This window comes from Mycobacterium sp. E342, from assembly GCF_001667665.1.
Classification (GTDB): Bacteria; Actinomycetota; Actinomycetes; order Mycobacteriales; family Mycobacteriaceae; genus Mycobacterium.
In genome coordinates this window covers 1-21928 of record NZ_LZJM01000337.1, presented here as the reverse complement: position 1 = coordinate 21928, position 21928 = coordinate 1, and the positions used below count along the sequence as shown (strand labels likewise).

Annotated in this window: 20 protein-coding genes and 2 pseudogenes; 16 read left to right on the top strand and 6 right to left on the bottom strand. The window is 71.2% G+C overall.

Features of this window, described 5'->3' with window-relative positions; translation table 11 throughout:
• From eccCb to eccE, 9 genes are all read left to right on the top strand, one after another.
• Positions 1-2939 (top strand): type VII secretion protein EccCb (eccCb, locus tag A5692_RS27445; RefSeq protein ID WP_068062716.1); only part of this gene is annotated, 2939 nt, incomplete at its 5' end.
• A gap of 10 nt (positions 2940-2949) precedes the next feature.
• The gene (locus A5692_RS27440) at positions 2950-3258 is read left to right on the top strand and encodes a PE family protein (protein WP_068062713.1); all 309 of its coding nucleotides are present in this window, start codon (positions 2950-2952) and stop codon (positions 3256-3258) included.
• Positions 3259-3261: 3 nt separating this feature from the next.
• Positions 3262-4752: a PPE domain-containing protein gene (locus tag A5692_RS27435; RefSeq protein ID WP_068062710.1), complete on the top strand. Its 1491-nt coding sequence runs from the start codon at positions 3262-3264 to the stop codon at positions 4750-4752.
• 63 nt (positions 4753-4815) lie between these two features.
• Positions 4816-5109 (top strand): type VII secretion system protein EsxG, encoded by a 294-nt coding sequence (gene esxG / locus A5692_RS27430; RefSeq protein ID WP_067926893.1) that lies wholly within the window; start codon positions 4816-4818, stop codon positions 5107-5109.
• Between the two features lie 41 nt (positions 5110-5150).
• Positions 5151-5441: a WXG100 family type VII secretion target gene (locus tag A5692_RS27425; RefSeq protein WP_007172528.1), complete on the top strand. Its 291-nt coding sequence runs from the start codon at positions 5151-5153 to the stop codon at positions 5439-5441.
• Positions 5442-5451: 10 nt separating this feature from the next.
• Positions 5452-6321: an ESX secretion-associated protein EspG gene (locus A5692_RS27420; RefSeq protein WP_068062707.1), complete on the top strand. Its 870-nt coding sequence runs from the start codon at positions 5452-5454 to the stop codon at positions 6319-6321.
• 68 nt (positions 6322-6389) lie between these two features.
• Positions 6390-7808, top strand: a complete 1419-nt coding sequence (gene eccD, locus A5692_RS27415) for a type VII secretion integral membrane protein EccD (RefSeq protein ID WP_156766323.1) — start codon at positions 6390-6392, stop codon at positions 7806-7808.
• Positions 7805-9193: a type VII secretion-associated serine protease mycosin gene (gene mycP, locus A5692_RS27410; protein ID WP_068062701.1), complete on the top strand. Its 1389-nt coding sequence runs from the start codon at positions 7805-7807 to the stop codon at positions 9191-9193. The genes eccD and mycP overlap by 4 nt, the downstream gene beginning before the upstream one ends.
• Complete coding sequence (gene eccE / locus A5692_RS27405) at positions 9190-10173, top strand: type VII secretion protein EccE (RefSeq protein ID WP_068062698.1); 984 nt, start codon at positions 9190-9192, stop codon at positions 10171-10173. The genes mycP and eccE overlap by 4 nt, the downstream gene beginning before the upstream one ends.
• On the opposite strand, the gene A5692_RS27400 is transcribed toward eccE, so the two are convergent.
• On the bottom strand, positions 10163-11383 hold the full coding sequence (locus A5692_RS27400; RefSeq protein ID WP_068062695.1) for a S9 family peptidase: 1221 nt from the start codon (positions 11381-11383) through the stop codon (positions 10163-10165). The genes eccE and A5692_RS27400 overlap by 11 nt on opposite strands.
• An 83-nt stretch (positions 11384-11466) precedes the next feature.
• On the opposite strand from A5692_RS27400, the gene A5692_RS27395 reads away from it, so the two are divergent.
• The gene (locus A5692_RS27395) at positions 11467-12252 is read left to right on the top strand and encodes a trans-aconitate 2-methyltransferase (protein WP_067926877.1); all 786 of its coding nucleotides are present in this window, start codon (positions 11467-11469) and stop codon (positions 12250-12252) included.
• Here the strand turns inward: A5692_RS27395 and A5692_RS27390 are convergent.
• Positions 12249-13652 (bottom strand): sulfatase, encoded by a 1404-nt coding sequence (locus tag A5692_RS27390; protein WP_068062692.1) that lies wholly within the window; start codon positions 13650-13652, stop codon positions 12249-12251. The genes A5692_RS27395 and A5692_RS27390 overlap by 4 nt on opposite strands.
• Positions 13653-13691: 39 nt before the next feature.
• Positions 13692-14369 (bottom strand): 5,6-dimethylbenzimidazole synthase, encoded by a 678-nt coding sequence (bluB, locus tag A5692_RS27385; RefSeq protein ID WP_068062689.1) that lies wholly within the window; start codon positions 14367-14369, stop codon positions 13692-13694.
• A gap of 73 nt (positions 14370-14442) precedes the next feature.
• Between bluB and A5692_RS27380 the strand changes: the two genes are divergently transcribed.
• On the top strand, positions 14443-14727 hold the full coding sequence (locus A5692_RS27380) for a hypothetical protein (RefSeq protein WP_068062686.1): 285 nt from the start codon (positions 14443-14445) through the stop codon (positions 14725-14727).
• Here the strand turns inward: A5692_RS27380 and A5692_RS27375 are convergent.
• Positions 14711-15193, bottom strand: coding sequence for a hypothetical protein (locus A5692_RS27375; protein ID WP_068062683.1), 483 nt, complete (start codon positions 15191-15193; stop codon positions 14711-14713). The genes A5692_RS27380 and A5692_RS27375 overlap by 17 nt on opposite strands.
• Positions 15194-15274: 81 nt before the next feature.
• Here A5692_RS27375 and A5692_RS27370 point away from each other — a divergent pair, with 81 nt between their 5' ends.
• Positions 15275-15952 carry a phosphatase PAP2 family protein gene (locus A5692_RS27370; RefSeq protein ID WP_068062679.1) on the top strand — a complete coding sequence of 226 codons (678 nt, stop codon included), beginning with the start codon at positions 15275-15277 and terminating at the stop codon, positions 15950-15952.
• Between the two features lie 59 nt (positions 15953-16011).
• The gene (locus tag A5692_RS27365; protein ID WP_068062676.1) at positions 16012-16668 is read left to right on the top strand and encodes a L,D-transpeptidase; all 657 of its coding nucleotides are present in this window, start codon (positions 16012-16014) and stop codon (positions 16666-16668) included.
• A gap of 4 nt (positions 16669-16672) precedes the next feature.
• Here A5692_RS27365 and A5692_RS27360 read toward each other — a convergent pair whose 3' ends face one another.
• Together A5692_RS27360 and A5692_RS27355 are read right to left on the bottom strand one after the other, a co-directional pair.
• On the bottom strand, positions 16673-17173 hold the full coding sequence (locus A5692_RS27360; protein ID WP_068062673.1) for a nuclear transport factor 2 family protein: 501 nt from the start codon (positions 17171-17173) through the stop codon (positions 16673-16675).
• Complete coding sequence (locus A5692_RS27355) at positions 17160-17780, bottom strand: TetR/AcrR family transcriptional regulator (protein WP_068062670.1); 621 nt, start codon at positions 17778-17780, stop codon at positions 17160-17162. Before A5692_RS27355 ends, A5692_RS27360 begins: the two co-directional genes overlap by 14 nt.
• Positions 17781-17818: 38 nt before the next feature.
• Between A5692_RS27355 and A5692_RS27350 the strand changes: the two genes are divergently transcribed.
• The 3 genes and pseudogenes from A5692_RS27350 to A5692_RS27335 form a co-directional block, all read left to right on the top strand.
• Positions 17819-19042 carry a hypothetical protein gene (locus tag A5692_RS27350; protein ID WP_068062667.1) on the top strand — a complete coding sequence of 408 codons (1224 nt, stop codon included), beginning with the start codon at positions 17819-17821 and terminating at the stop codon, positions 19040-19042.
• 157 nt (positions 19043-19199) lie between these two features.
• A pseudogene (locus A5692_RS30205) lies at positions 19200-21127 on the top strand (Hsp70 family protein).
• 144 nt (positions 21128-21271) lie between these two features.
• Positions 21272-21928 (top strand): annotated as a pseudogene (locus tag A5692_RS27335) (hypothetical protein); the annotation flags it as partial.

The following is a 21928-nucleotide window of genomic DNA, read 5'->3' as shown; positions in this document are numbered from 1 at the left end:
ACCGCGGCACCACACCGCCGCACCGCGAGCAGTATTCGGACCCGGAGAAGCCGATCCTGCGCGTCGAGCGCGGCGCCATCAAGCGGTGGCAGACCGGCGGGTGGCAGCCCTACATCGACCACGCCGACCGCCTCGGCGCCGACGAGGCCGCCCACCTGGCGCGCCAGCTGTCGCGCTGGGACTCCAACCCGACCCACACCGGCCTGCGCTCGGCGGCCACGCGCGGCGCCACCTTCACCACGCTGCTGGGCATTGAAGACGTCTCGCGGCTGGACGTGCCCACCCTGTGGGCGCCGCGCCGGCGCGAGGACGAGTTGCGCGTTCCCATCGGCGTCACGGCGACGGGCGAGCCGCTGTACTTCGACCTCAAGGACGAAGCCGAGGGCGGGATGGGGCCGCACGGCCTGATGATCGGCATGACGGGCTCCGGCAAGTCCCAGACCCTGATGTCGATCCTGTTGTCGCTGTTGACAACCCATTCAGCGGACCGGTTGATCGTCATCTACGCCGACTTCAAGGGTGAGGCCGGGGCCGACAGTTTCCGTCATTTCCCGCAGGTCGTCGCAGTGATCTCCAACATGGCCGAGAAGAAGTCGTTGGCCGACCGGTTCGCCGACACGCTGCGCGGCGAGGTGGCCCGCCGGGAAACGCTGCTGCGCGAGGCGGGGCGCCGCGTGCAGGGCAGCGCGTTCAACTCGGTGGTCGAGTACGAGGGTGCGATCACGGCGGGGCACGACCTGCCGCCCATCCCGACGCTGTTCGTGGTCGCCGACGAGTTCACCCTGATGCTGGCCGACCACCCGGAATACGCGGAGCTGTTCGATTACGTTGCGCGCAAGGGCCGCTCGTTCCGCATCCACATCCTGTTCGCGTCGCAGACCCTGGACGTGGGCAAGATCAAGGACATCGACAAGAACACCTCCTACCGCATCGGGTTGAAGGTGGCCAGTCCCAGCGTGTCCCGCCAGATCATCGGCGTGGAGGACGCCTACCACATCGAATCGGGCAAGGAGCACAAGGGCGTGGGCTTCCTGGTGCCCGCCCCGGGCGCGGCCCCGATCAAATTCCGCAGCACCTACGTCGACGGCATCTACGAGCCGCCGCAGCGGGCCAAATCCTTTGTGGTGCAGGCCGCGCCGGAGCCCAAGCTGTTCACGGCGGGGCGGGTGGAGCCGGAGCAGGACACCGTCATCCCGGTCGCAGGGGACGAGGAACTCACCGGGCCGCCGCGCAAGCTGATCGCCACCATCGGCGACCAGCTCGCGCAGTACGGGCCGAAGGCTCCGCGGCTGTGGCTGCCGCCGCTGGACGAGCCGATCCCGCTGACCGCCGTGCTCGCGCGGGCCGGGGTGCCGCAGCGCCAGTGGCAGTGGCCGCTCGGCGAGATCGACAAACCCTTCGAGATGCGCCGCGACCCGCTGGTGTTCGACGCCACCTCGGCGGCCGGCAACGTGGTGATCCACGGCGGCCCCAAGTCCGGGAAAACGACGGCGCTGCAGACGTTCATCCTGTCGGCGGCCAGCCTGCACTCACCCCGCGACGTCACGTTCTACTGCCTGGACTACGGCGGCGGCAAGCTGCGGGCGCTGGAAGACCTGGCGCACGTCGGCAGCGTCGCCTCGGCGCTGGAACCCGAACGCATCCGGCGCACCTTCGGCGAGCTGGAGCAGCTGCTGCTGTCGAGGCAGCGGCGCGAGGTGTTCCGCGATGCCCGCGGCGCGGCCCCCGACGACGGCTACGGCGAGGTGTTCCTGGTCATCGACAACCTCTACGCGTTCGGCCGCGACAACACCGACCAGTTCAACACCCGGAACCCGTTGCTGGCCAAGGTGACCGAGTTGGTCAACGTCGGGCTCGCCTACGGCATCCACGTCGTGATCACCACCCCGAGCTGGCTCGAGGTGCCGCTGGCCATGCGCGACGGCCTCGGGCTGCGCCTCGAACTCAAGCTGCACGATCCGCGGGACAGCAACGTGCGGGTCGTCGGCGCCCTGCGGCGCCCCGCCGAGGCCGTGCCGCACGACCAGCCGGGCCGCGGGTTGACCATGGCCGCCGAGCACTTCCTGTTCGCCGCCCCGGAGCTGGACCAGATCGGTGCGCTCAACGCCCGCTACCCCGGCGTGGCCGCCCCGCCGGTGCGGCTGCTGCCGGCCAACCTCGCCCCCGAGGTCCTCGGCGCGCTGTATCGCGGCCCGGAGCAGGTGGTCATCGGCCAGCGCGAGGAGGACCTCGGGCCCGTCGTGGTCAACTTCGCCGACGAGCCGCTGCTGATGGTGTTCGGCGACAGCAAGTCGGGGAAAACCACCCTGCTGCGCCACATCATTCGCACCATCCGCGAGAACTCCACGGCCGACCGAGTGGCGTTCACCGTGCTGGATCGGCGGCTGCACCTGGTCGACGAGCCGTTGTTCGCCGACAACGAATACACGGCCAACGTCGACCGCGTGATCCCGGCGATGCTGGGCCTGGCCAACCTCATCGAGTCGCGGCGGCCGCCGGCCGGGCTGGCGCCCGCCGAGCTGGCCCGCTGGACGTACGCGGGGCACACCCACTATCTGATCATCGACGACGTCGACCAGATACCGGACTCCCCGGCGATGAGCGGCCCGTACATCGGGCAGCGGCCGTGGACCCCGCTGATCGGAATCCTCTCGCAGGCGGCCGATTTGGGACTGCGGGTGATCGTGACGGCGCGCGCCACCGGGTCCGGTCACGCGCTGATGACCAACCCGTTGCTGCGCCGCTTGAACGACTTGCAGGCGACCACGCTGATGCTCGCAGGCAACCCGCAGGACAGCGGCAAGATCCGCGGCCAGCGGTTCGGCCGGCTGCCGGCCGGGCGGGCGATCTTGCTGGGCGACAGCGACGCTCCGACGTATGTGCAGTTGGTCAACCCGTTGGTGGGTGAGGCCGCGATGTCCGGTGAAACGCAACAGTGAGGGGAGAGTCATGACGTTGCGAGTGGTTCCCGAGGGTCTGGCCGCGACCAGCGCCGCGGTGGAGGCGCTGACGGCGCGGCTGGCGGCCGCGCACGCTGCGGCCGCCCCGGCCATCACCGCGGTGGTTCCGCCGGCGGTGGATCCGGTGTCGTTGCAGACGGCACTCGGGTTCAGCGCCCAGGGCCAGGAGCACGCCGCCGTCGCCGCCCAGGGGGTCGAGGAGCTCGGCCGCGCCGGGGTCGGCGTCGGCGAAGCCGGCGCCAGCTATCTCGCCGGAGACGCCTCGGCCGCCGCGACGTACGGGTTCGCAGGCGCCTGAGAAATGACGTCCCCCGTCGCGCCCGTCTGGATGGCCTCGCCGCCCGAGGTGCACTCGACGCTGCTCAGCGCCGGTCCAGGACCGGGCCCGCTGCTGGCGGCCGCCGGAGCGTGGTCCTCGCTGAGCGCCGAATACGCCACGGCGGCAGCCGAACTCACCGGTGTCCTGGGGGACACGCAGGCGGCTGCCTGGGAGGGGCCCACCGCCGAGCAGTATGCGGCCGCGCACACGCCCTATCTGGCGTGGCTGCAGCAGGCCAGCGCCGACAGCGCGGGCGTGGCCGCGCAGCACGAGGTCGCGGCAGCGGCCTACACCGCCGCCCTGTCGGCCATGCCGACGCTGGGGGAGCTGGCCGCCAATCACGCCGTCCACGGGGTGCTGGTGGCGACGAACTTCTTTGGCATCAATACGATTCCGATCGCGCTCAACGAGGCCGACTACGCGCGGATGTGGCTGCAGGCCGCCACCGTGATGGGCGCCTACCAGGCAACCTCGGGTGCGGCGCTCGCCTCCGCGCCGCGCAGCGCCGCGGCGCCGTCCATCGTGCGGCCGGGCGCTGAGGCGAACAACGCCGCACAGAGCCCGTCCGATCCCGGGAACGCGATCTCGGACTTCTTCCAGCAGCTGTCCAAGTTCCTGCAGGACTTCTTCCAGAACATTCAGCAGATGCTGCAGAACTTCTTCTCGAACCTGCCCGCGCTGCTGGCCGCGAACGGCCCGCTGCTGTTCTTCGTCGCCTACCAGGTGTTCTTCAACGCCGTCGGCTGGCCGACCTGGGGCGCGATCCTGACCGCGCCCTTCCTCATTCCGCTGCTGCTCGGCATCGGCCTGAGCTCGTTGTTCAGCGCGCCGGCCGAGACCGCGCCGATCGCGGCCGGGGCCGCCGCGACGCCGCTCGTCACCTCGACCAGGCCGGCGTCGCTGCTGCCGGCCGTCGCGCTGGCGCCCACGGTCGCGACTCCCGCAACGGCCCCGGCCACTTCGGTCGCCGCGGGCTCCGGCGCGGCCCCGGCGCCGGCGCCGGCGCCCGCGCCGACCACTTCGGCCTACCTGGTCGCCTACGGCGGTGACCCGGAGGCCGGTGTCGGCCCGACGCTGGGCGGCCGCGGCGGCGCCAAGGCGCCGGCGGCGACGATCCCGGCGGCCGGCGCGGCGGCCGCCAGCCGGGCCGAGGCGCGGGCACGGCGGCGAAAGCGGGCCGCGATGCGCGACCACGCCGACGAATTCGCGGACATGGACGCCGACTTCGGCCTTCCCCCCGACTACGGCGACGAGGAGCGGGCGGCCGGCGCGGTCGCGTCCGCGGCCGGGGCCGGAGCCCTGGGCTTCGCGGGCACCGCACGCAAAGGGCGCGCCTTCCGGGCGGCCGGACTGACCAAGCTCACCGACGGCGAGTTCGGCGGCGGCCCGCGGATGCCGATGACGCCCGGCACCTGGGACCACGACGCCGACCAAGACCCCGCGCGCCCGACCGAGCCGAGGGAAGGGGGGTAAGGCAGTCAGCACGATGCCCGGCAGTCAGCGAAAGCCCAAGAGACCGAACAGAAAGGACGCACCATGAGCATGTTGGACGCTCACATTCCACAGTTGGTGGCCGCACAGTCGGCGTTCGGCGCCAAGGCGGCGCTGATGCGCAGCACCATCAGCCAGGCCGAGCAGGAAGCCATGTCGGCGCAGGCGTTCCACCAGGGCGAGGCCTCGGCCGCGTTCCAGGCCGCGCACGCCCGTTTCGTCGAGGCCGCAGCGCGGGTCAACACCCTGCTCGACATCGCACAGGCCAACCTCGGCGACGCCGCCGGCACCTACGTCGCCGCCGACGCGGCCGCCGCGTCCGGTTACACCGCCTTCTGACCCCGCCCCGCTAGCCGCCACCAACCGCGAAAGGACTTGTCATGTCCCAGATCATGTACAACTACCCGGCGATGTTGAGCCACGCCGCCGACATGTCGGGCTACGCCGGCACGCTGCAGGGCCTCGGTTCCGACATCGCCAGCGAGCAGGCGACGCTGTCCAACGCCTGGCAGGGTGACACCGGGATGACCTACCAGGCGTGGCAGGCCCAGTGGAACCAGGCGATGGAGAGTCTGGTGCGCGCCTACCAGGCGATGGCCAGCACCCACGAAGCCAACACCATGTCCATGCTCGCGCGGGACCAGGCCGAAGCCGCCAAGTGGGGCGGCTAACCCCGGTGCGATGATCGCTGAACCCAACGCCGTCGAGCTGACGGTCGATCACGCGTGGTTCATCGCGGAAACCATTGGGGCGGGCAGCTTCCCATGGGTTCTGGCGATCACCTCGCCCTACACCGACGCCGCCCAACGACAGGCGTTCCTCGAGCGCCAGCGCGACGAGCTGACCCGGATGGGTCTGGTGTCCGAGGGCGGAGCCGTCAACCCGGCGGTGGCCGACTGGATCAGGGTGGTGTGCTTTGCGGACCGCTGGCTCGACCTGCGTTACGTGGGCCCCGCCAAGGACGGCGGCGCCGGGGAGCTGCTGCGCGGCATCGTGGCGCAGCGCTCCGCCACCACCGCCAAGACGATCGTGGCGTTGCGCAGCGCGCAACTGATCACGTTCACCGCCATGGACATCGACGATCCGCGCGCGCTGGTCCCCGTCCTCGGCGTCGGGCTGACACAGCGACCGCCGGCTCGATTCGACGGGTTCAGCATGCCGGCGCGAGTCGGCGCCCGGGCCGACGAGCGGCTGCGTTCGGGCGCCTCGCTCGCCGAAATCGTTGACTACCTGGGCATCCCGCAATCCGCGCGGCCGGTGGTGGAGTCGGTGTTCACCGGTCCGCGCAGCTACGTCGAAATCGTCGCCGGCTGCCGCCGTGACGGCCGGCAAGCCACCACCGAAGTGGGGATGAGCATCGTCGACGCGGCGGCCGGACGGGTGCTGGTGAGCCCGTCGCGCGCATTCGACGGCGAGTGGGTGTCGACCTTCGCGCCCGGCACCCCCTTCGCGATCGCCGTCGCGATCGAACAGCTGACCGCGCTGCTGCCGGAGTCCGACTGGTTCCCCGGCCACCGGTTGGCCCGAGACTTCACCCCCCAACACGCCTAGACCCACCCAACAGAGAAGAGAGCAACGATGTTCCAGGAATCGAGGGACCGGTGACGTCCGGCGCCGTCATGCCGATCGTCCGCGTGGCAATCCTCGCGGACAGCAGACTGACGGAGATGGCGTTGCCCGCCGAGCTGCCGCTGCGCGAAATCCTGCCCGCCGTCCAGCGGTTGGTGATTCCGGCGGCATCCAACGGCGACCCCGACGACACCGCCCGGGGAACCGCCGACCTCGGCGCGGCCACCCAGCTGAGCCTGGCGCCGATCGGCGGGGCCCCCTTCAGCCTGGACGCCAGCCTGGACACCGTCGGCGTCGTTGACGGCGACCTGCTGGCCCTGCAACCCGTGCCCGTCGGCCAGGCGGCCCCCGGGATCGTCGAGGACATCGCCGACGCCGCCATGATCTTCTCCACCTCCCGGCTGAAGCCCTGGGGCGCAACGCATATCCGGTGGGGGGCGCTGGCCGCGGCGATCGCGGTCGCGTTCCTGGCCACCGGGCTCTCGGTCGCCTACCGCGTCGCCACCGGCGCGCTGGCCGGGCTGGTCGCGGTCAGCGCGGTCGCGGCGGTGACCGCCGTCGTCGGCCTGCTGGTCGGCGCGCGCTCGCCGCGCACCGGGACCGCGTGCTCGATCGCCGCGCTGGTGCCCATCGCAGCCGCGCTGGCGTTGGCGGTGCCCGGGCGATTCGGGCCGGCGCAGATCATGCTCGCCGCGGCCGGCGTCACCGCGTGGTCGTTGGTCGCCCTGATGGTCCCCGGCGCCGAACGCGAGCGCGTCGTCGGCTTCTTCACCGCGACCGCGGTGGTGGGCGCGGGCGTGGCGCTGGCCGCGGGCGCCGAGGTGCTCTGGCACCTGCGGCCGCTCGCCATCGGCTGCGGCCTGATCGTCGCCGCCCTGCTGGTCACCGTCGAGGCGGCCCAGCTCTCGGCGGTGTGGGCGCGCTTCCCGTTGCCGGTCATCCCGGCGCCCGGTGACCCCACCCCGTCGGCCCCCTCGCTGCGGGTCCTCGAGGATCTGCCGCGGCGGGTGCGGATCGGCGACGCCCACCAGAACGGATTCATCGCCGCCGCAGTGCTGCTCAGCGTCCTGGGGTCGGTGGCGATCGCGCTGCACCCCGAAACGCTCGGCGGCGCGGGCTGGTACGTGGTCGCCGCCACGGCCGCGACGTCGGTGCTGCGCGCCCGGGTGTGGGATTCGGCGGCGTGCAAGGCGTGGCTGCTCGCGCAGCCGTACCTGGCCGCGGGCGTCCTGCTGGTGCTCTACACCGCGACCGGACGCTACGCCGCCGCCCTGGCCGCGGCGCTGGTGCTCGTCGTGCTGGCGTCGGCGTGGATCGTGGTGGCGCTCAACCCGCGCATCGCCGAGCCGGAGAGCTATTCGCTTCCCGTGCGCCGGCTGACCGGCTTCGTCGCCGCCGGGCTCGACGCGTCGCTCATCCCCGTCATGGCCTATCTCGTCGGTATCTTCGCCTGGATACTCAATCGATGATTCGATCCGGATCAGCCTGTCTCACAGCGGCATTGGCGGCCATGCTGTGGACGTCCCCCTCGGCGCTGGCCATCGAGGCGCCGAAGGTCGATCCGGGCGTGCCGCCGCCCAGCGGCGCCCCGGGCCCGGTGCAGCCGATGGAGCAGCGCGGGCCGTGCAGCGTCTCCGGGGTCATTCCCGGCAGCGACCCGGCGGCCGTCACACCCAGCCAGGCAACGCTGAATCTGCCTGGCGCGTGGCAGTTCTCGCGTGGTGACGGCCAGCTGGTGGCGGTGCTGGACACCGGGGTGCGGCCGGGGCCGCGGCTGCCGAACGTCGATCCGGGCGGTGACTTCGTCGAGGCGACCGACGGCCTGACCGATTGCGACGGCCACGGCACCCTGGTCGCCGGGCTCATCGCCGGCCAGCCGGGGGACGACGGTTTTGCCGGCGTGGCGCCCGCCGCCCGGGTGGTGTCGATCAGGACGACGTCGGCGAAGTTCTCGCCGCGCACGCCCGGCGGCGACCCGCTGATGGCGCGGGCGGCCCTGGACGTCACGACGCTGGGCCGCGCGATCGTGCGCGCCGCCGACCTGGGCGCCCGGGTGATCGACGTCTCCACGCTCACCTGCCTGCCCGCCGACCGGCCCGTCGACCAGGCGGCGCTGGGCGCCGCGATCCGCTACGCCGCCGTGGACAAGGACGCGGTGATCGTGGCCGCCGCCGGCAACACCGGCCCGACCGGGTCGGTCGCCGGCGGAACGTCCTGCGAATCCAACCCGCTCACCGACCTGAGCCGCCCCGACGATCCGCGCAACTGGAGCGGCGTGACCTCGGTGTCCATCCCGTCGGTGTGGCAGCCGTACGTGCTGTCGGTGGGCTCCCTGACCCCGGACGGCCAGCCGTCGAAATTCACCATGGCCGGGCCGTGGGTGGGCATCGCCGCCCCCGGCGAACGCATCGCGTCGATCGGCAACGGCGACGGCGGTGGCCTGGCCAACGCGCTGCCCGACGAGCACCAGCAGCAGGTTGCGCTCAGCGGCACCAGCTATGCGGCGGGCTACGTGGCCGGCGTCGCGGCGCTGGTCCGCAGCAAGTTCCCCGACCTCAACGCCACCCAGGTGGTGCACCGCATCACCGCCACCGCGCGGGGCGGCGCGCGGGCGCCGTCCAACGTCGTCGGCGCCGGCAGCCTGGACCCGGTGGCCGCCCTGACCTGGCAACTGCCCGCCGGCGAGCCGCCCGCCGCCCCGGCGGTCAAGCCGGTCGCCGTGCCGCCGCCCCCGGCGCCCCGGGATACCACCCCGCGGACCGTCGCCCTGGCAGGAACCGCCGCGCTGGCCGCGCTCGTCGCGGTCGCGGGTGCGGTCGCCGCCACCCGCCGTCGAAAGGACCCCACCCCGTGAGCCTGCAGCGCTGGATACCCACCCCCGGACCCGGGCGCGTCACGCTGGCGCTGCTGGCGGTCGTCCCCGCGGTGATGGCCTACCCCTGGCGGTCGCCGCGGGACTACTGGCTGCTCGGCATCGCCGCGGCCGTCGTGGTCGTGCTGTTCGGCTGCTGGCGCGGGTTGTATTTCACCACGCTGGTGCGCCGCCGGCTGGCCATCATGTCGCGCGGCGACGCGGCCGCGCCCGAATCCGCCACCGCGACCACCGCGCTGCTGCGCGTCGGCGCGCCGAGCGGCGACGCCACCGCCCTGCCGCTGCCGCTGCTCGCCGGCTACCTGGACCGCTACGGCATCCGCGCGGACAAGATCCGGATCACGAGCCGCGACAACGCGTCCGACGCGTCCAGGCGCGAGACGTGGATCGGGCTCACCATTTCGGCCACCGACAACCTGGCCGCGCTGCGGGCCCGCTCCGCACGCGTCCCGTTGCACGAGACCGCGCAGGTGGTCGCGCGCCGGCTGGCCGACCACCTGCGGGAGCTCGGCTGGGAGGTCGGCGGCGTCGCGGCCGACAACGTCCCGCGGCTGCTCACGGCGAACGCCCGCGAGAGCTGGTCGGGGGTGCACCGCGGCGCGTCGGATTACCTTGCGGCATACCAGATCCCGGTGGACGAGCGGTTGGCCGAGACCCTGCGGGCGATCCGGGAGCATCCGGCGCGCGAAACCTGCACGGCGCTGGAGATCGCCGGCGACCCAACCCGCACCACGGTGGCGGCCGCGTGCGCATTCCTCACCGACACCCCGCCCGGGCGGACCGCGCCGCCGGCAGGCCTGACCCCGCAGCGGGGCAACCACCGGCCGGCGCTTGCCGCGCTGGACCTGCTGTCCACGCGGCGGCTCGATGGACACACCGACGCGCCGGCGGGCTTGCTGGCGGAGCTGGACTGGCCGGCGGTGACGGCCGTGACGCCGGTCGCCGAGCCCGCTAGAACATGACGGTCTGCAGGAAAGCGGTCATCCGGCGCAGGTAGTCCAGCTGGCTCACGTGCAGCACGTGGCTGCCCGGAAACCAGTGCAGCGCACAACGATCCCAGTGCTCCCACAGTTTGACGGCATGGTCCGGCGGCGCCATGCGATCGCCGAGCCCGGTGATGATCATCCGGCGGTCCTTTTCCAGCAGCGGCCGATAGTTCAGCGGGCAGTGGTAGGACAGCCCGTCCGACAGCTCCGCGCGGCTGATGTGGGACAGGCGCAGCCCCAGCCGCACGAGCGTGTTGGCCGGGAACCATTCGTCGAACAACGTCGCCGGGGTGACGACGGGACAGTTCGGGATGACGGCCTCCAGCCGGTCATCCACCGACGCCACCAGCGCCGAGGTGTAGCCGCCCAGCGATATGCCGGTCAGCGCGATGCGGTCGACCCCGGTGCCGCGCAGGTAGTCGACGACGGACCGGAAGTCGTGCACCGCCTGGGCCATCGCCTCGGCGAAGCCGCTCAGCCCGCCGGCGAAATAGCCGAAACCGCTGAACGGCGAGCACCTTTCGGCGCGCTTGCCGTGAAACGGCAAGGTGTACATCAGGACGTCGTAGCCGGACCGGTAATACCAGGGCAGCGTGAAGAACCGGCCGTTGGCCAGGTACGACGACCCCATGAAGCCGTGGATGACGCACAGCGTCGGACGGGGCCCGTCATCGTGGCGCCAGTGCTGCGCGCGCACGACGTTGTTGGACTTCCACGCGCTCCACTGTTCGCGCATCGCGGGGTTGACGGCGGTGAAGCCGCTTTCGAACGCGATGTTTTCCACCGTGCCGCCGGCGGCCCACTCGGTCAGCGGGCTGGCGCGCCGCGACGAGACGCGCGGCGGCTCGGTGGGCGCGGGAAACGACTTGACCGGATCGCGCTGCGCGCCCAGCTCGGCGTAGAAGTTCAGGTTGGCGCGCTCGGCGCGGGCGCTCCGGTGCCGCAGGGAGGCGGCGACCACGGCCGGCGCCACCGTCGCGGTGAGCAGCGAGGAGACCCAGGTGCGCAGCGCGAGGTCGCCGACGGCCGAGCCCTCGACTACCATGCGCTGGCGGGGGGACAACGCGGAGTTCGGGGGTAATCCGCCGACGTCGATCGGTACGTCTGCGCCCTGGAAGGCACCCTTGAAGGCACCGGGGATGTCGGGAACGGGGATGGGCGGATCAATCGAGGTGTCGGGCGCCACGAACGCCGATGCTAGCCGGGATGCGGTAATACGGTTGGTCTGTTCCGCCGATTGGCGACGGCGCATCGATCAGGAGGACCGACATGTGGGATCCCGATGTCTACCTGGCCTTTGCGGACCACCGCAGCCGGCCGTTCTATGACCTGCTGTCCCGGGTGGGGGCCGAGCGGGCCCGGCGGGTCGTCGACCTCGGCTGCGGGCCCGGCCACCTGACCAAGTACCTGTCCCGGCGCTGGCCGGAGGCGGTGATCGAGGCCATCGACACCTCGCCGGAAATGGTCGCCGCCGCCAAGGAACGCGGTATCGACGCCGTCGTCGGCGACCTGCGGCACTGGAAGCCCAAGCCCGACACCGACGTCGTGGTCAGCAACGCCGCCCTGCACTGGGTGCCCGAGCACGCCGACCTGCTGCTCCGCTGGGCCGACGAACTGGCGCCCGGATCGTGGATCGCCGTGCAGATACCCGGCAACTTCGAGACGCCGTCGCACGCCACGGTGCGGACGCTGGCGCGCCGGGAGCCCTACGCAAAAGTCATGCGGGACATACCATTCCGGGTCGGCGCAGTGGTGCAGCCGCCGATCCAGTACGCCAACATGCTGCTGGACGCCGGATGCCGGGTCGACGTCTGGGAGACGACCTACCTGCACCAGCTGACCGGTGACAACCCGGTGCTGGAATGGATCACCGGGACGGCGCTGGTCCCGGTGCGCGAGCGGTTGAGCGCCGAAGACTGGGAGCGGTTCCGCGCGGAGCTCATCCCGCTGCTGGACGACGCCTACCCGCCCCGCGCCGACGGGACGACGATCTTCCCGTTCCGCCGGGTGTTCATCGTCGCCGAAGTGGGCGGTTCCCGGCGCTCGGCCGGCTAACCGCTCGCTTGCTCCTCGATGCCGCGGTCCGCGGCGATCGCCGACCGGGCGGTCGGGCGCACCCGGTGGATCTGCAGATACGTCTCGGTGTAACGCGCCGCGATGCGGGTGCCGGCGAATTCCGACGGGATGACGTCGTTCGTCCGCTGCCGCCAATCATGGAGCCGCACAGCCAGATCGGCGGCGACCTCCTGGGCGGCCGCCTCGTCGCCGGCCAGCAGGTTGGTGGTCTCGGCGGGGTCGGCGCGCAGATCGTAGAGCTCGCGCTGCGGGCGCGGGCCGGTGATCGACGGCGCCACGGCGTGGCCGGACGGGCTCTCCTCGATGTCGAGCGGGAGGTCGAGCAGCGGCCGGGCCGCGTAGTTCTCGATGTAGCTGAATTCCTTGGTGCGAACGGCCCGGATGGGATCGAACGCGTCGTGATAGGTCTTCGCCGTGTACACGTGGTCCCTGACCGGAAGCGCGTGCGGGTCCGGCTCCAGGAGGGCGCTGCCGTGCGACAACCCGTCGACGTCGGGGGGAACGCCCAGACCCAGCAGTTCCAGCAGCGTCGGAAGCAGGTCCACGCCGCTGAAAAGCTCGTCGTAGACCCGCGGGGTGAGGGCCCGCCCGGCGGGGGGCCGGATGATCATGCCGATGCCGGTGCCCGCGTCGTAGAGGGTGGACTTGGCCCGCGGGAAGGCCGGGCCGTGGTCGGTGAAGAACACCACCCAGGTGGTGGCGTCCAGCCCGGTTTCGGCCAGCGTGTCCAGCAGCCGCCCGACGGCGGCGTCGGCCGTGGCGATCGCCCCGTAGAAGCTGGCAAGATCGCCCCGGACCTCGGGGGTGTCGGGCAGGTAGCCGGGCGGCTCGACCGCCGCGGTGTCCGCCGGCTCGTAGCGCTCCCTCGGGTACGGCCGGTGCGTCTCGAAGAACCCGGCGGTCAACAGGAATGGCTGGCCGGCCAGATCCTCGGTGCCGTCCCGCAGCCACTCCGAGGCCTTGTCGACCACGTACTCGCAGTACGAGTTCGAGACGTCGAACTCGTCGAAGCCCAGCCGCTGCGGGTACGACGTCTCGTGTTGCATGCCGAAAAGCGCTGAATACCAACCCGCATCGGTCAAGATCTCCGGCAGGGTGCGCACTCCGCTGCGGTATTCCCAGCCGTGGTGCGCCAACCCGATCAGGCCGTTGGTCTGCGGGTAGCGGCCGGTGAACAGCGATCCGCGCGACGGCGAGCACAGTGGCGCGGTGGCGTGCGCCCGGGTGAACAGGATGCCCTCGGCGGCAAGGCGGTCCAGCCGGGGACTGGACACGTCCGGATGGCCGTAGACACCGAGATAACGCCCCAGGTCGTGCCAGTGCACGATCAGCACGTTGTCCTTACGGCCCGCTGCTTCGCCCGGCCCCAATTGCGTCACCCTCTCCAACTCGCCCCGCGACGGGCGACGATACCGCAGCTAGTCCGGGGGATCCTGGGCGCGCCGAGCCCACCGGTTCTCGCAGACGAACTCCGTCAACGGGCGGGCGACGGCCCAGCCGTCCAGCTCCAGCGCCGGCCGATCGGGGAATTCGGGCACCGGGCCCAGGCACAGGATGGCCACCGGCTCGGCCCCGGCCGGCATGTCGAGCAGGGCCGCCAACCGGTGCGGCTCGAACAGCGAAACCCAGCCCATGCCAAGCCCTTCCGCGCGCGCCGCCAGCCACAGATTCTGGATCGCGCACGACACCGACGCGAGATCCATCCGCGGCAGCGTCCGCCGGCCGAACACATGCTTTTCCCGGTCGTCGCCCAGCGCCACCACCAGCAGCTCGGCGCACTCGAGGATGCCCTCGACTTTCAACGTGAGAAACTCCTCGCCCCGCTCACCCAGCGCCGCCGCGGTGAGCGGCCGCTCTTCGTCGACCAGCGCGTGGATGCGCCGGCGCAGCGCGTCATCGGTGATGCGGATGAACCGCCACGGCTGCATCAGACCGACGCTGGGTGCCGCATGGGCGGCCTGCAGCAGGCGGGCCAGCACCTCCTCGCCCACCACGCCGCCGGGCACGAAGCGGCGCATGTCCCGCCGTTCCGAAATCACCCGGTAGACGGCCCGCCGCTCCTGCGGGCTGAAGGCCTCGTCGCTCACGGGAGTCATCGTAGGAAATCCGCGTTAGCGTGAACCGTGTCCGCGGCTCGGACCCGGCGAACACCCGAGGAGGGACTGTTCCGTGAAGCCTTTCGACTCACTCGACCAGCTACCCACCGACCGCACGGCCGGCCGGGTGTACGGCGAGCCCTATCAGACACCGGACGGCGCCACCGTGATCCCCGTCGCCAAACCGCTCGGTGTCTTCGTCATCCACAACGGCCGGGCGTCCTGGGAGCCTGCCGTCGACGCGAATCGGATCGCGCTGATCGGCGTGATCACCGGCCTGCTGGCCGCGGTAATCGGCAGCCTGGCGGTGCTGAGGCAGCCGCCCTGGCCGCGGATGACGATCACGGACTATAGGTGACGCCGACCGCGCGGAAGACGTAGTCGGGCGGCATGTCGAAGGCCAGCGACCGCCGCGGCAGGGCGCCGAGGACATCGCCCGGAATGGAGACCTTGTAGTGCAGCGAAAGTTCGCCGCTGAACTTCGGGTCCACCCGGGAGACGTCGACCTTCACCTGCACACCGGTCGCCGATATCTCCACCTGCGCCGAGCCGGTCTGGGGCGCGTCCCAGCGGACGTCGACGGTCGGGCCCGCCAGCCGCGGCAACATCGACAGGGTGGCGAGCACCCGCTCGGAGGTGAACACCAGCGAACCCGTGTAGCTGGCGACGCTGTGCGGCAATCGCACCCCGGGGATGGCGCCGCTGAACCGCCGGGTCACCGCGACGTAGTCGGCCAGGTAGATCAGGCCCTCCGCCTCGACCTGCGCATACACGTCGTCGGGCAGCTTGCCGATGCCTAACAACCTACGGACGAATACGGGCATGACGCCAGTATGGACCCGGACGGCTGATGCGCTGGTCGGGCCGCCCGGGGTCCGCCGCGGCGCGCCTGGTATCGGTGGGCTATGACCCGATGGCGGACTTTGCCGGCCCTGTGCATCGCCCTGGCCGCCGCGGTGAGCTACGCGCTGATGTGGGTGGGTTACTCGCAGGACTGGCACTGGCAACAGCGCATGGACTGGTCGCTGCTGGACGCCGCGCGGGACAGCGCGGTCAAACACCCGTTCTGGGTGCGATTCTGGGCGGACGTCTCCTTCGCGCTGGGGCCGGTGCCGTTGCGCGTGCTGGGCACCGTGGTGGCGGCGGCTGCCCTGATCATGCGCCAGGTGCGGGCGGCGCTGCTGCTGTTGGCCTGTGCGCCGCTGAGCGGACTCGCGACGGTGCTGGCGAAGGCCCTGGCGGACCGGCCGCGACCGCCGACCATGCTGGTGGCCGCGGCCGAGACCTCCTTCCCGTCCGGGCACGCGCTGGAGGTGACGGCCGCGCTGTGCGCCGCGCTGTCCCTGGCTTTGCCGGCGATGAGCCGGGTTGTGCGCGGCGTCGCGGTGGCGGCGGTCGCGGTGAGCGTGCTGGCCGCGGGGATCTCCCGGGTGGCGCTGAACGTGCACTACCCGTCCGACGTGCTGGCCGGCTGGTCGCTGGGCTACCTGTATTTCCTGTTGTGTTTCACGGTGATTCGGCCCGCGGGCGCGCCGGTCTCCCGAAATGCCTGCAACGCCGGTGATTTGATCACGATCCGGTGACCTAACCGGGGCCGAACCTTTACTTGACCTGGCGCTGCGCGGGTTTGACGATTGAGGTCATGCGCCGACTGCTCGCCTCGCTGACCGCTTCGGCGTGCGCACTTTTCGCGTCGCTGGCCCTGGCGCCGCTCGCCGCGGCGGCCGGCGCCCCCTGGTTCGCCAACGCCGTCGGCAACGCGACGCAGGTGGTCTCGGTGATGAGCACCGGCGGATCCAACGCGACGATGGACATCTATCAGCGCACGGCCGCCGGCTGGCAGGCGCTGCGGACCGGCATTCCCACCCACGTCGGTTCGGCGGGCATGGCGCCGCAGGCCAAGAGCGGGGTGCCGGCCACCCCGATGGGGGTCTACACCCTGGACTCCGCGTTCGGCACCGCGCCCAATCCCGGTACGGCGCTGCCGTATACGCAGGTGGGGCCCAATCACTGGTGGAGCGGCGACGACCACAGCCCGACCTTCAACTCCATGCAGGTGTGCCAGAAGGCGCAGTGCCCGTTCAACACCGCCGAGAGCGAGAACCTGCAGATCCCGCAGTACAAGCACGCGGTCGTGATGGGCGTCAACAAGAACAAGACCCCCGGCGGCGGCGCGGCGTTCTTCTTCCACACCACCGACGGGAAGCCCACCGAGGGATGCGTCGCGGTCGACGACGCTCAGCTGGTGTCGATCATGAAATGGCTGCAGCCCGGCGCGGTGATCGCCATCACCAAGTAGCGGGTCAGCTGCCCTCGGTGGCCAGGGCCCGGCCGGGCTTGACCTGAAAGTTCATGCCTTCCAACGACATTGTGGCGTCGTAGGTCCTGTCATAGCCGGTCCCGGCGAGCTTCCAGCCGGCGTCGGTGCGCCGGTAGGTGTCGCGGTAGAACGCCGCACCGATCAGCATGAAGTTGAGATCGGCGACGATCACGCGGTCCTGCAGATACCAACTGCCCGTTGCGGTGTCGCCGGTCACGGTGATGTCCGGATGGGTCACCCGGTGCTCGGTGATGACGTTCGCGGGCAGCGAGGTCCGCATGTACTCCACCAGGTCGTCGCGGTTGGTGAAGTGCAACTCGTTGCCCAGCGACGGCCCGTAGTCGGCCTTGATGTCCTCGGCGAGCGTGTCGGCGAAGTCGTCCCAGTGTTTGGTGTCCAGCGCGCGCAGGTACCGGTACTTGACCTGCTTGATGGCTTCGATGTCGGCGAGATCGTGAGGGGTCATCAGGTCATTGCAGCACACGGGTGACCATGTCGATCAGAGCGCGTCGTTCCAGGCTCCAGTCGATCGCCGTGCCGGTGACCATCTGCACCAGCACCACACCCCGCAGCGTGGCCCAGATGACTTCGGCCACACCGGCATTCGCCGGATCGTCGGTGATCAGCCGGCCCAGCTGGCCGATCGCGGCGTTCATCTCCAGCAGATGCCGCCGCGGCGACTCGCCCGGCCCGCCGCGGGTGGCCCGCAGGATCTCGAACGCCGCCATCGACGTCGGACTGCTATAGCAGCCCCACGCGGTGTCGACGACCACCTCGATCCGCTCGCGCAGGGGCAGCTCACTGACGTCGGCCGACGACAGGCTCTCGATCAGCCGGTCCACCCCGTCGTCGACCACCGCCATCAGCAGGCCGTTGCGATCGCCGAAGTGATACTGGATGACCCCCCAGGTCACGCCCGCGCGTTCGGCCACATGCTTGGCGGTGGCCGCGGCGAACCCTTCCTCGGTGATGCAGCGGACCGTCTCGTCGATGATCCTCGCGCGCGTGTCGTCGCCGCGTTTGCGCGGCGAACTGGTGCGCCGGGTGGGGCTCCCCGAGCCCCAGGGCTTCTGACCTGCAGCGATGGACATCGTTGACTTTATAACATAGTCGAGTCTATTTTTGGGCCGTGAGCCGATCCCGATACGCGCGGTTGACCCGCGAGCAGCTGGCCGTGCTGGTTCCCGAACTGCTCCTGATCGGGCAGCTGATCGACCGCTCCGGCATGGCGTGGTGCATCAGCGCGTTCGGCCGCGACGAGATGGTGCAGATCGCCATCGAGGAGTGGGCGGGCGCCAGCCCCATCTACACCCGGCGCATGCAGGAAGCACTCAACTTCACCGGCGACGACGTGCCGACCATCTTCAAGGGGCTGCAGCTCGACATCGGCGCCCCACCGCAATTCATGGACTTCCGCTACACCGTCCACGACCGCTGGCACGGCGAATTCCAGCTCGACCACTGCGGGGCGCTGCTCGACGTGGAACCGATGGGGGACAAGTACGTCTTCGGGATGTGCCACACCATCGAGGACCCCACCTTCGACGCCACCGCGGTGGCGACCAACCCGCGCGCCCAGGTGCGCCCCATCCACCGGCCGCCGCGGACGCCGAAGGATCGGCACCCGCATTGCGCCTGGACGGTCATCATCGACGAGTCCTATCCCGAGGCCCAGAGCATTCCCGCGCTGGACATCGTGCGCCAAACCAGGGCCGCCACTTGGGAACTCGACGCGATAGACCGCTCGGACGAGGGCAAGGCGGACTACTCCGGCCCGTTGCTGTCCGACTTCGACTTCGTCGGCTTCTCGCACTCGGCGCTGGTCCGGATGGCCGACGAGGTCTGCCTGCAGATGCACCTGCTCTATCTGTCGTTCGCCCTCGCGGTGCGCGCACGCGCCGCCGACGAGGCGCAGGCCGTGTCGGTGTGCACCCAGGGCCTCACCGGCATCGCCGGCGTGGCCGCCGAGCGCATTCACCGCGCGCTGGGGTTGCCGGGCGGTGTCCAAGGGGTGCTGGAGGTGCTCGAGCTGCACCCCTTGCTCAATCCGGCGGGCTATGTCCGCGCGGAAACGGCCGACCGGCTCGTCGTGCACCGCTCGCCGGCCCACGACGACGGCGCCTGGATCGCGCTGTGCTCACCCGAATCCACCCAACCGCTGCAGGCCATCGCCACCGCCGTCGACCCGCGCATCGAGGTCAGGGTCAGCGGCACCGACGCCGACTGGACCGCGGAACTGGTGCAGACCGACACCGCGGCGGCCGAATTGCCCGAGGTGTCGGTAACGAAGGTCAGTGGTGGAGCGACATTCCAATTCGAGCCGAGGCGATCGCTCCCGTTGACCGTGGTGTAGGCACCCGCGCGGATTTGTCAAGGGGCCGGCGGTACCACTTCGGTGACGAGGTGGCATCGACCGGGTACCGATGATGTTGCAAGCCATCGGATTTCGGCGTGTCCACGGCTATGGTTAACGCTGGCCACCGACCCCTATAGACGAAGGTTTTCGCTCTATGTACGACCCACTCGGGTTGTCGATCGGGACCACGAACCTGGTCGCTGCGCGCAACGAAAGTCCGCCGGTCATCCGGCGTTCGGTGCTGACGCTGTATCCGCACTGCGCGCCGAAAGTAGGCTTGCCCGAAGGAAATTCCTATCTAGCCGAGCCCGGCGTGACGATGAGGGGATTCGTAGAGCGCATCGGGGACTCGGTGGCGCTGGTGTCCGCCGACGGGTCCGCGCACGACCCCGAACTGCTCACGGTGGAGGCCCTCGACGCGATGGTGCGTGCCGCCGGCGCGGACGCGTCCTCCTCGGACATCTCCATCGCGGTTCCCGCGTACTGGAAACCGGTGACGGTGCAGGCTTTGCGCGACGGGCTGCGGACCCATCTAGGCTTCGTGCGCAGCGGCATGGCGCCCCGGCTGATCTCGGACGCGATCGCGTCATTGGCCGCCGTGAAGGCCGAGCTCGGTTTGCCCGACGACGGCGTGGTGGGGCTGCTCGACTTTGGTGGCGGTGGCACGTCGGCCACGCTGGTGAATGTCGCTGGCGATTTCGAACTCGTCAGCGCGACAATGCGTTACGCCGCCCTGTCCGGCGACGAGATCGACCAGGAACTGCTACTGCGGGTCTTCGAGGAGCTGGGCCGCGGCAGCGGCATCGACCCGGGCAGCACGGCCGCCGTGGGCCAGCTCGGCGAGGTGCGGGAACAGTGCCGGCTGGCCAAGGAACGGCTCTCGGTCGACGTGGTCACCGAGATCGCCGTCGAACTCGGCGGGCGCAGCTGCAGTTTGACGCTGAGGCGCGACGATCTCGAAGACCTGATGGCTGACCGGCTGACCGGCTTCATCTACGCCTTCGACGACATGCTGGTGCGTTACCGCAAGAGCTGGGCGGACCTCGCGGCCGTGGTAACCGTCGGCGGGGGCGCACACATTCCGCTTGTCGCCGAACGGCTTTCGATCCACGGGCGCACCCCGGTCCTGACACCGTCACAGCCCGCGCTGGCCGCCGCCTGCGGTGCGCTGCTGCTGGCGGCGCGCGGCGAAGAGCTGAGCCTGCGCACGCGGACATCGATGGGCATGCTCGCGGCCGCCAACGCCACCGGCGACGTCGTCGACCTCGGGGCCGGTGACGTGCTGGTGATCGACGACGAGGCGCTGACGGATCGCGAGCTGGCGTGGTCGCAGACGGAGTACCCCGGCGACCTGCGGGTGCGGTTCGGCGGCGAAACCTACGACGAGGACGGTCCGTCCGGCTGGTCGATGCGGCTGAACGTGATCGACCCGCCCCCGGACCGGCCGTGGCGCCGCCTGCGGTTGTCGCAGCTGATCATCGGCATGTCCGCGCTGGTGGCCATGACGGCGATCGGCGGTGTGGCGTACACGCTGACCGGCATCGAAAACCGCCCGGCGCCCCCGGCGCCCAGCGTCGCGCCCAGGCCGGCTCCGGCCAGCCCCCTGGTCCCGCGCACCGTCGCGCCGCCGCCACCGACCGCCGTGCCCGCCCCGCCCAGCGCCGCGCCGGTGCCGAGCCCCGCACCGCCGCCGCCGGAACCGCCGCCATCACCGCCGCCGCCCCCACCGCCGGTGGTGGTCACCACGCAGGCGCCGCCCGTCTACACCCCGCGGCACACCGCGCCGCCGTCCACCCCGCCCCGTCCACCACGCCGCCGACCACGACGGCCGTGACGACGCCCCCGCCGCCGACCACCACGACCGAGACGCCGCCCCCGCCGTCGACCACCACGACCACCACGACGACGGTGCCGATGACCACCGAGTGGATCCACGTCCCGCTGCTGCCCGTGCCGATTCCGATCCAGGTTCCGCAGACACAGGCCCCGCCCGCGCCCCAGGCGCCGCAGTACACGCCGTATCCGCAGTACCCGCAGTACCCTGGCAACGCCCAGAATCCGTTCCTGAGCCCCGGCTACTAGTCCCGCGTCGGTCCTGGTCCGCGCGCTCGAGAAGCGCGTCCGCACCCACGCGGGTAGCGTGGGGTCACCCGGTCGGGCGGGGGGGTCATCCCGCGGTGCCCTCACGCGGGGCCGCGGAGAGATCAGCGGACTGTGGAGGCGTACGTGGACATCGTGCTGGGGGTCTCAATGGCTCCCGAGACGGTCCGGCTGGTGGTCATCGAGGGGCAGGACGCCGACGGCGTCACCGTCGAACAGGACGAGTTCGAGGTCGCCGCCGCCGGCGGCGGCCCGGCGACCGCCGGTGCGGTCGACCAAGTGCTTGCGGCCATCGGCGGCACCCGCGAAGGCGCGCTTGCGGGCGGTTACCACTTGATGTCGACCGGCGTGACCTGGACGGACCCCGCCGGCGTGGGCGCACTGCGGGATGCGATGGCCCGCAACGGCATGGGCAGCGTGATGCTGGTGTCCCCGTTGCTGGCCGCGGCAGCACTCGCCCAGACCGTCGGGTCCGCGCTCGACTACGAGCACATCGCAATGCTGTTCGTGGAACCCGAGACCGCGACGCTGGCCGTCGTCGACGTCACCGACGGTTCGATCGTCGACCTGCACCGCCGGCAGCTGGCCGACGCGCGGCGGGGGCCGGTGGCCGCCGAGTTGGCGGCGATGATCGCCGGGCTCAACGCACGGGGAACGCGCGCCGACGGCGTCTTCCTGGTCGGCTGCGGCACGGACATCGTGGCCGTCAAACCCGCGCTCGAGGAGGCGACCCCGCTGGAGGTGACGGCGCCGGAGGAACCGGAGATGGCGCTGGCCCGCGGG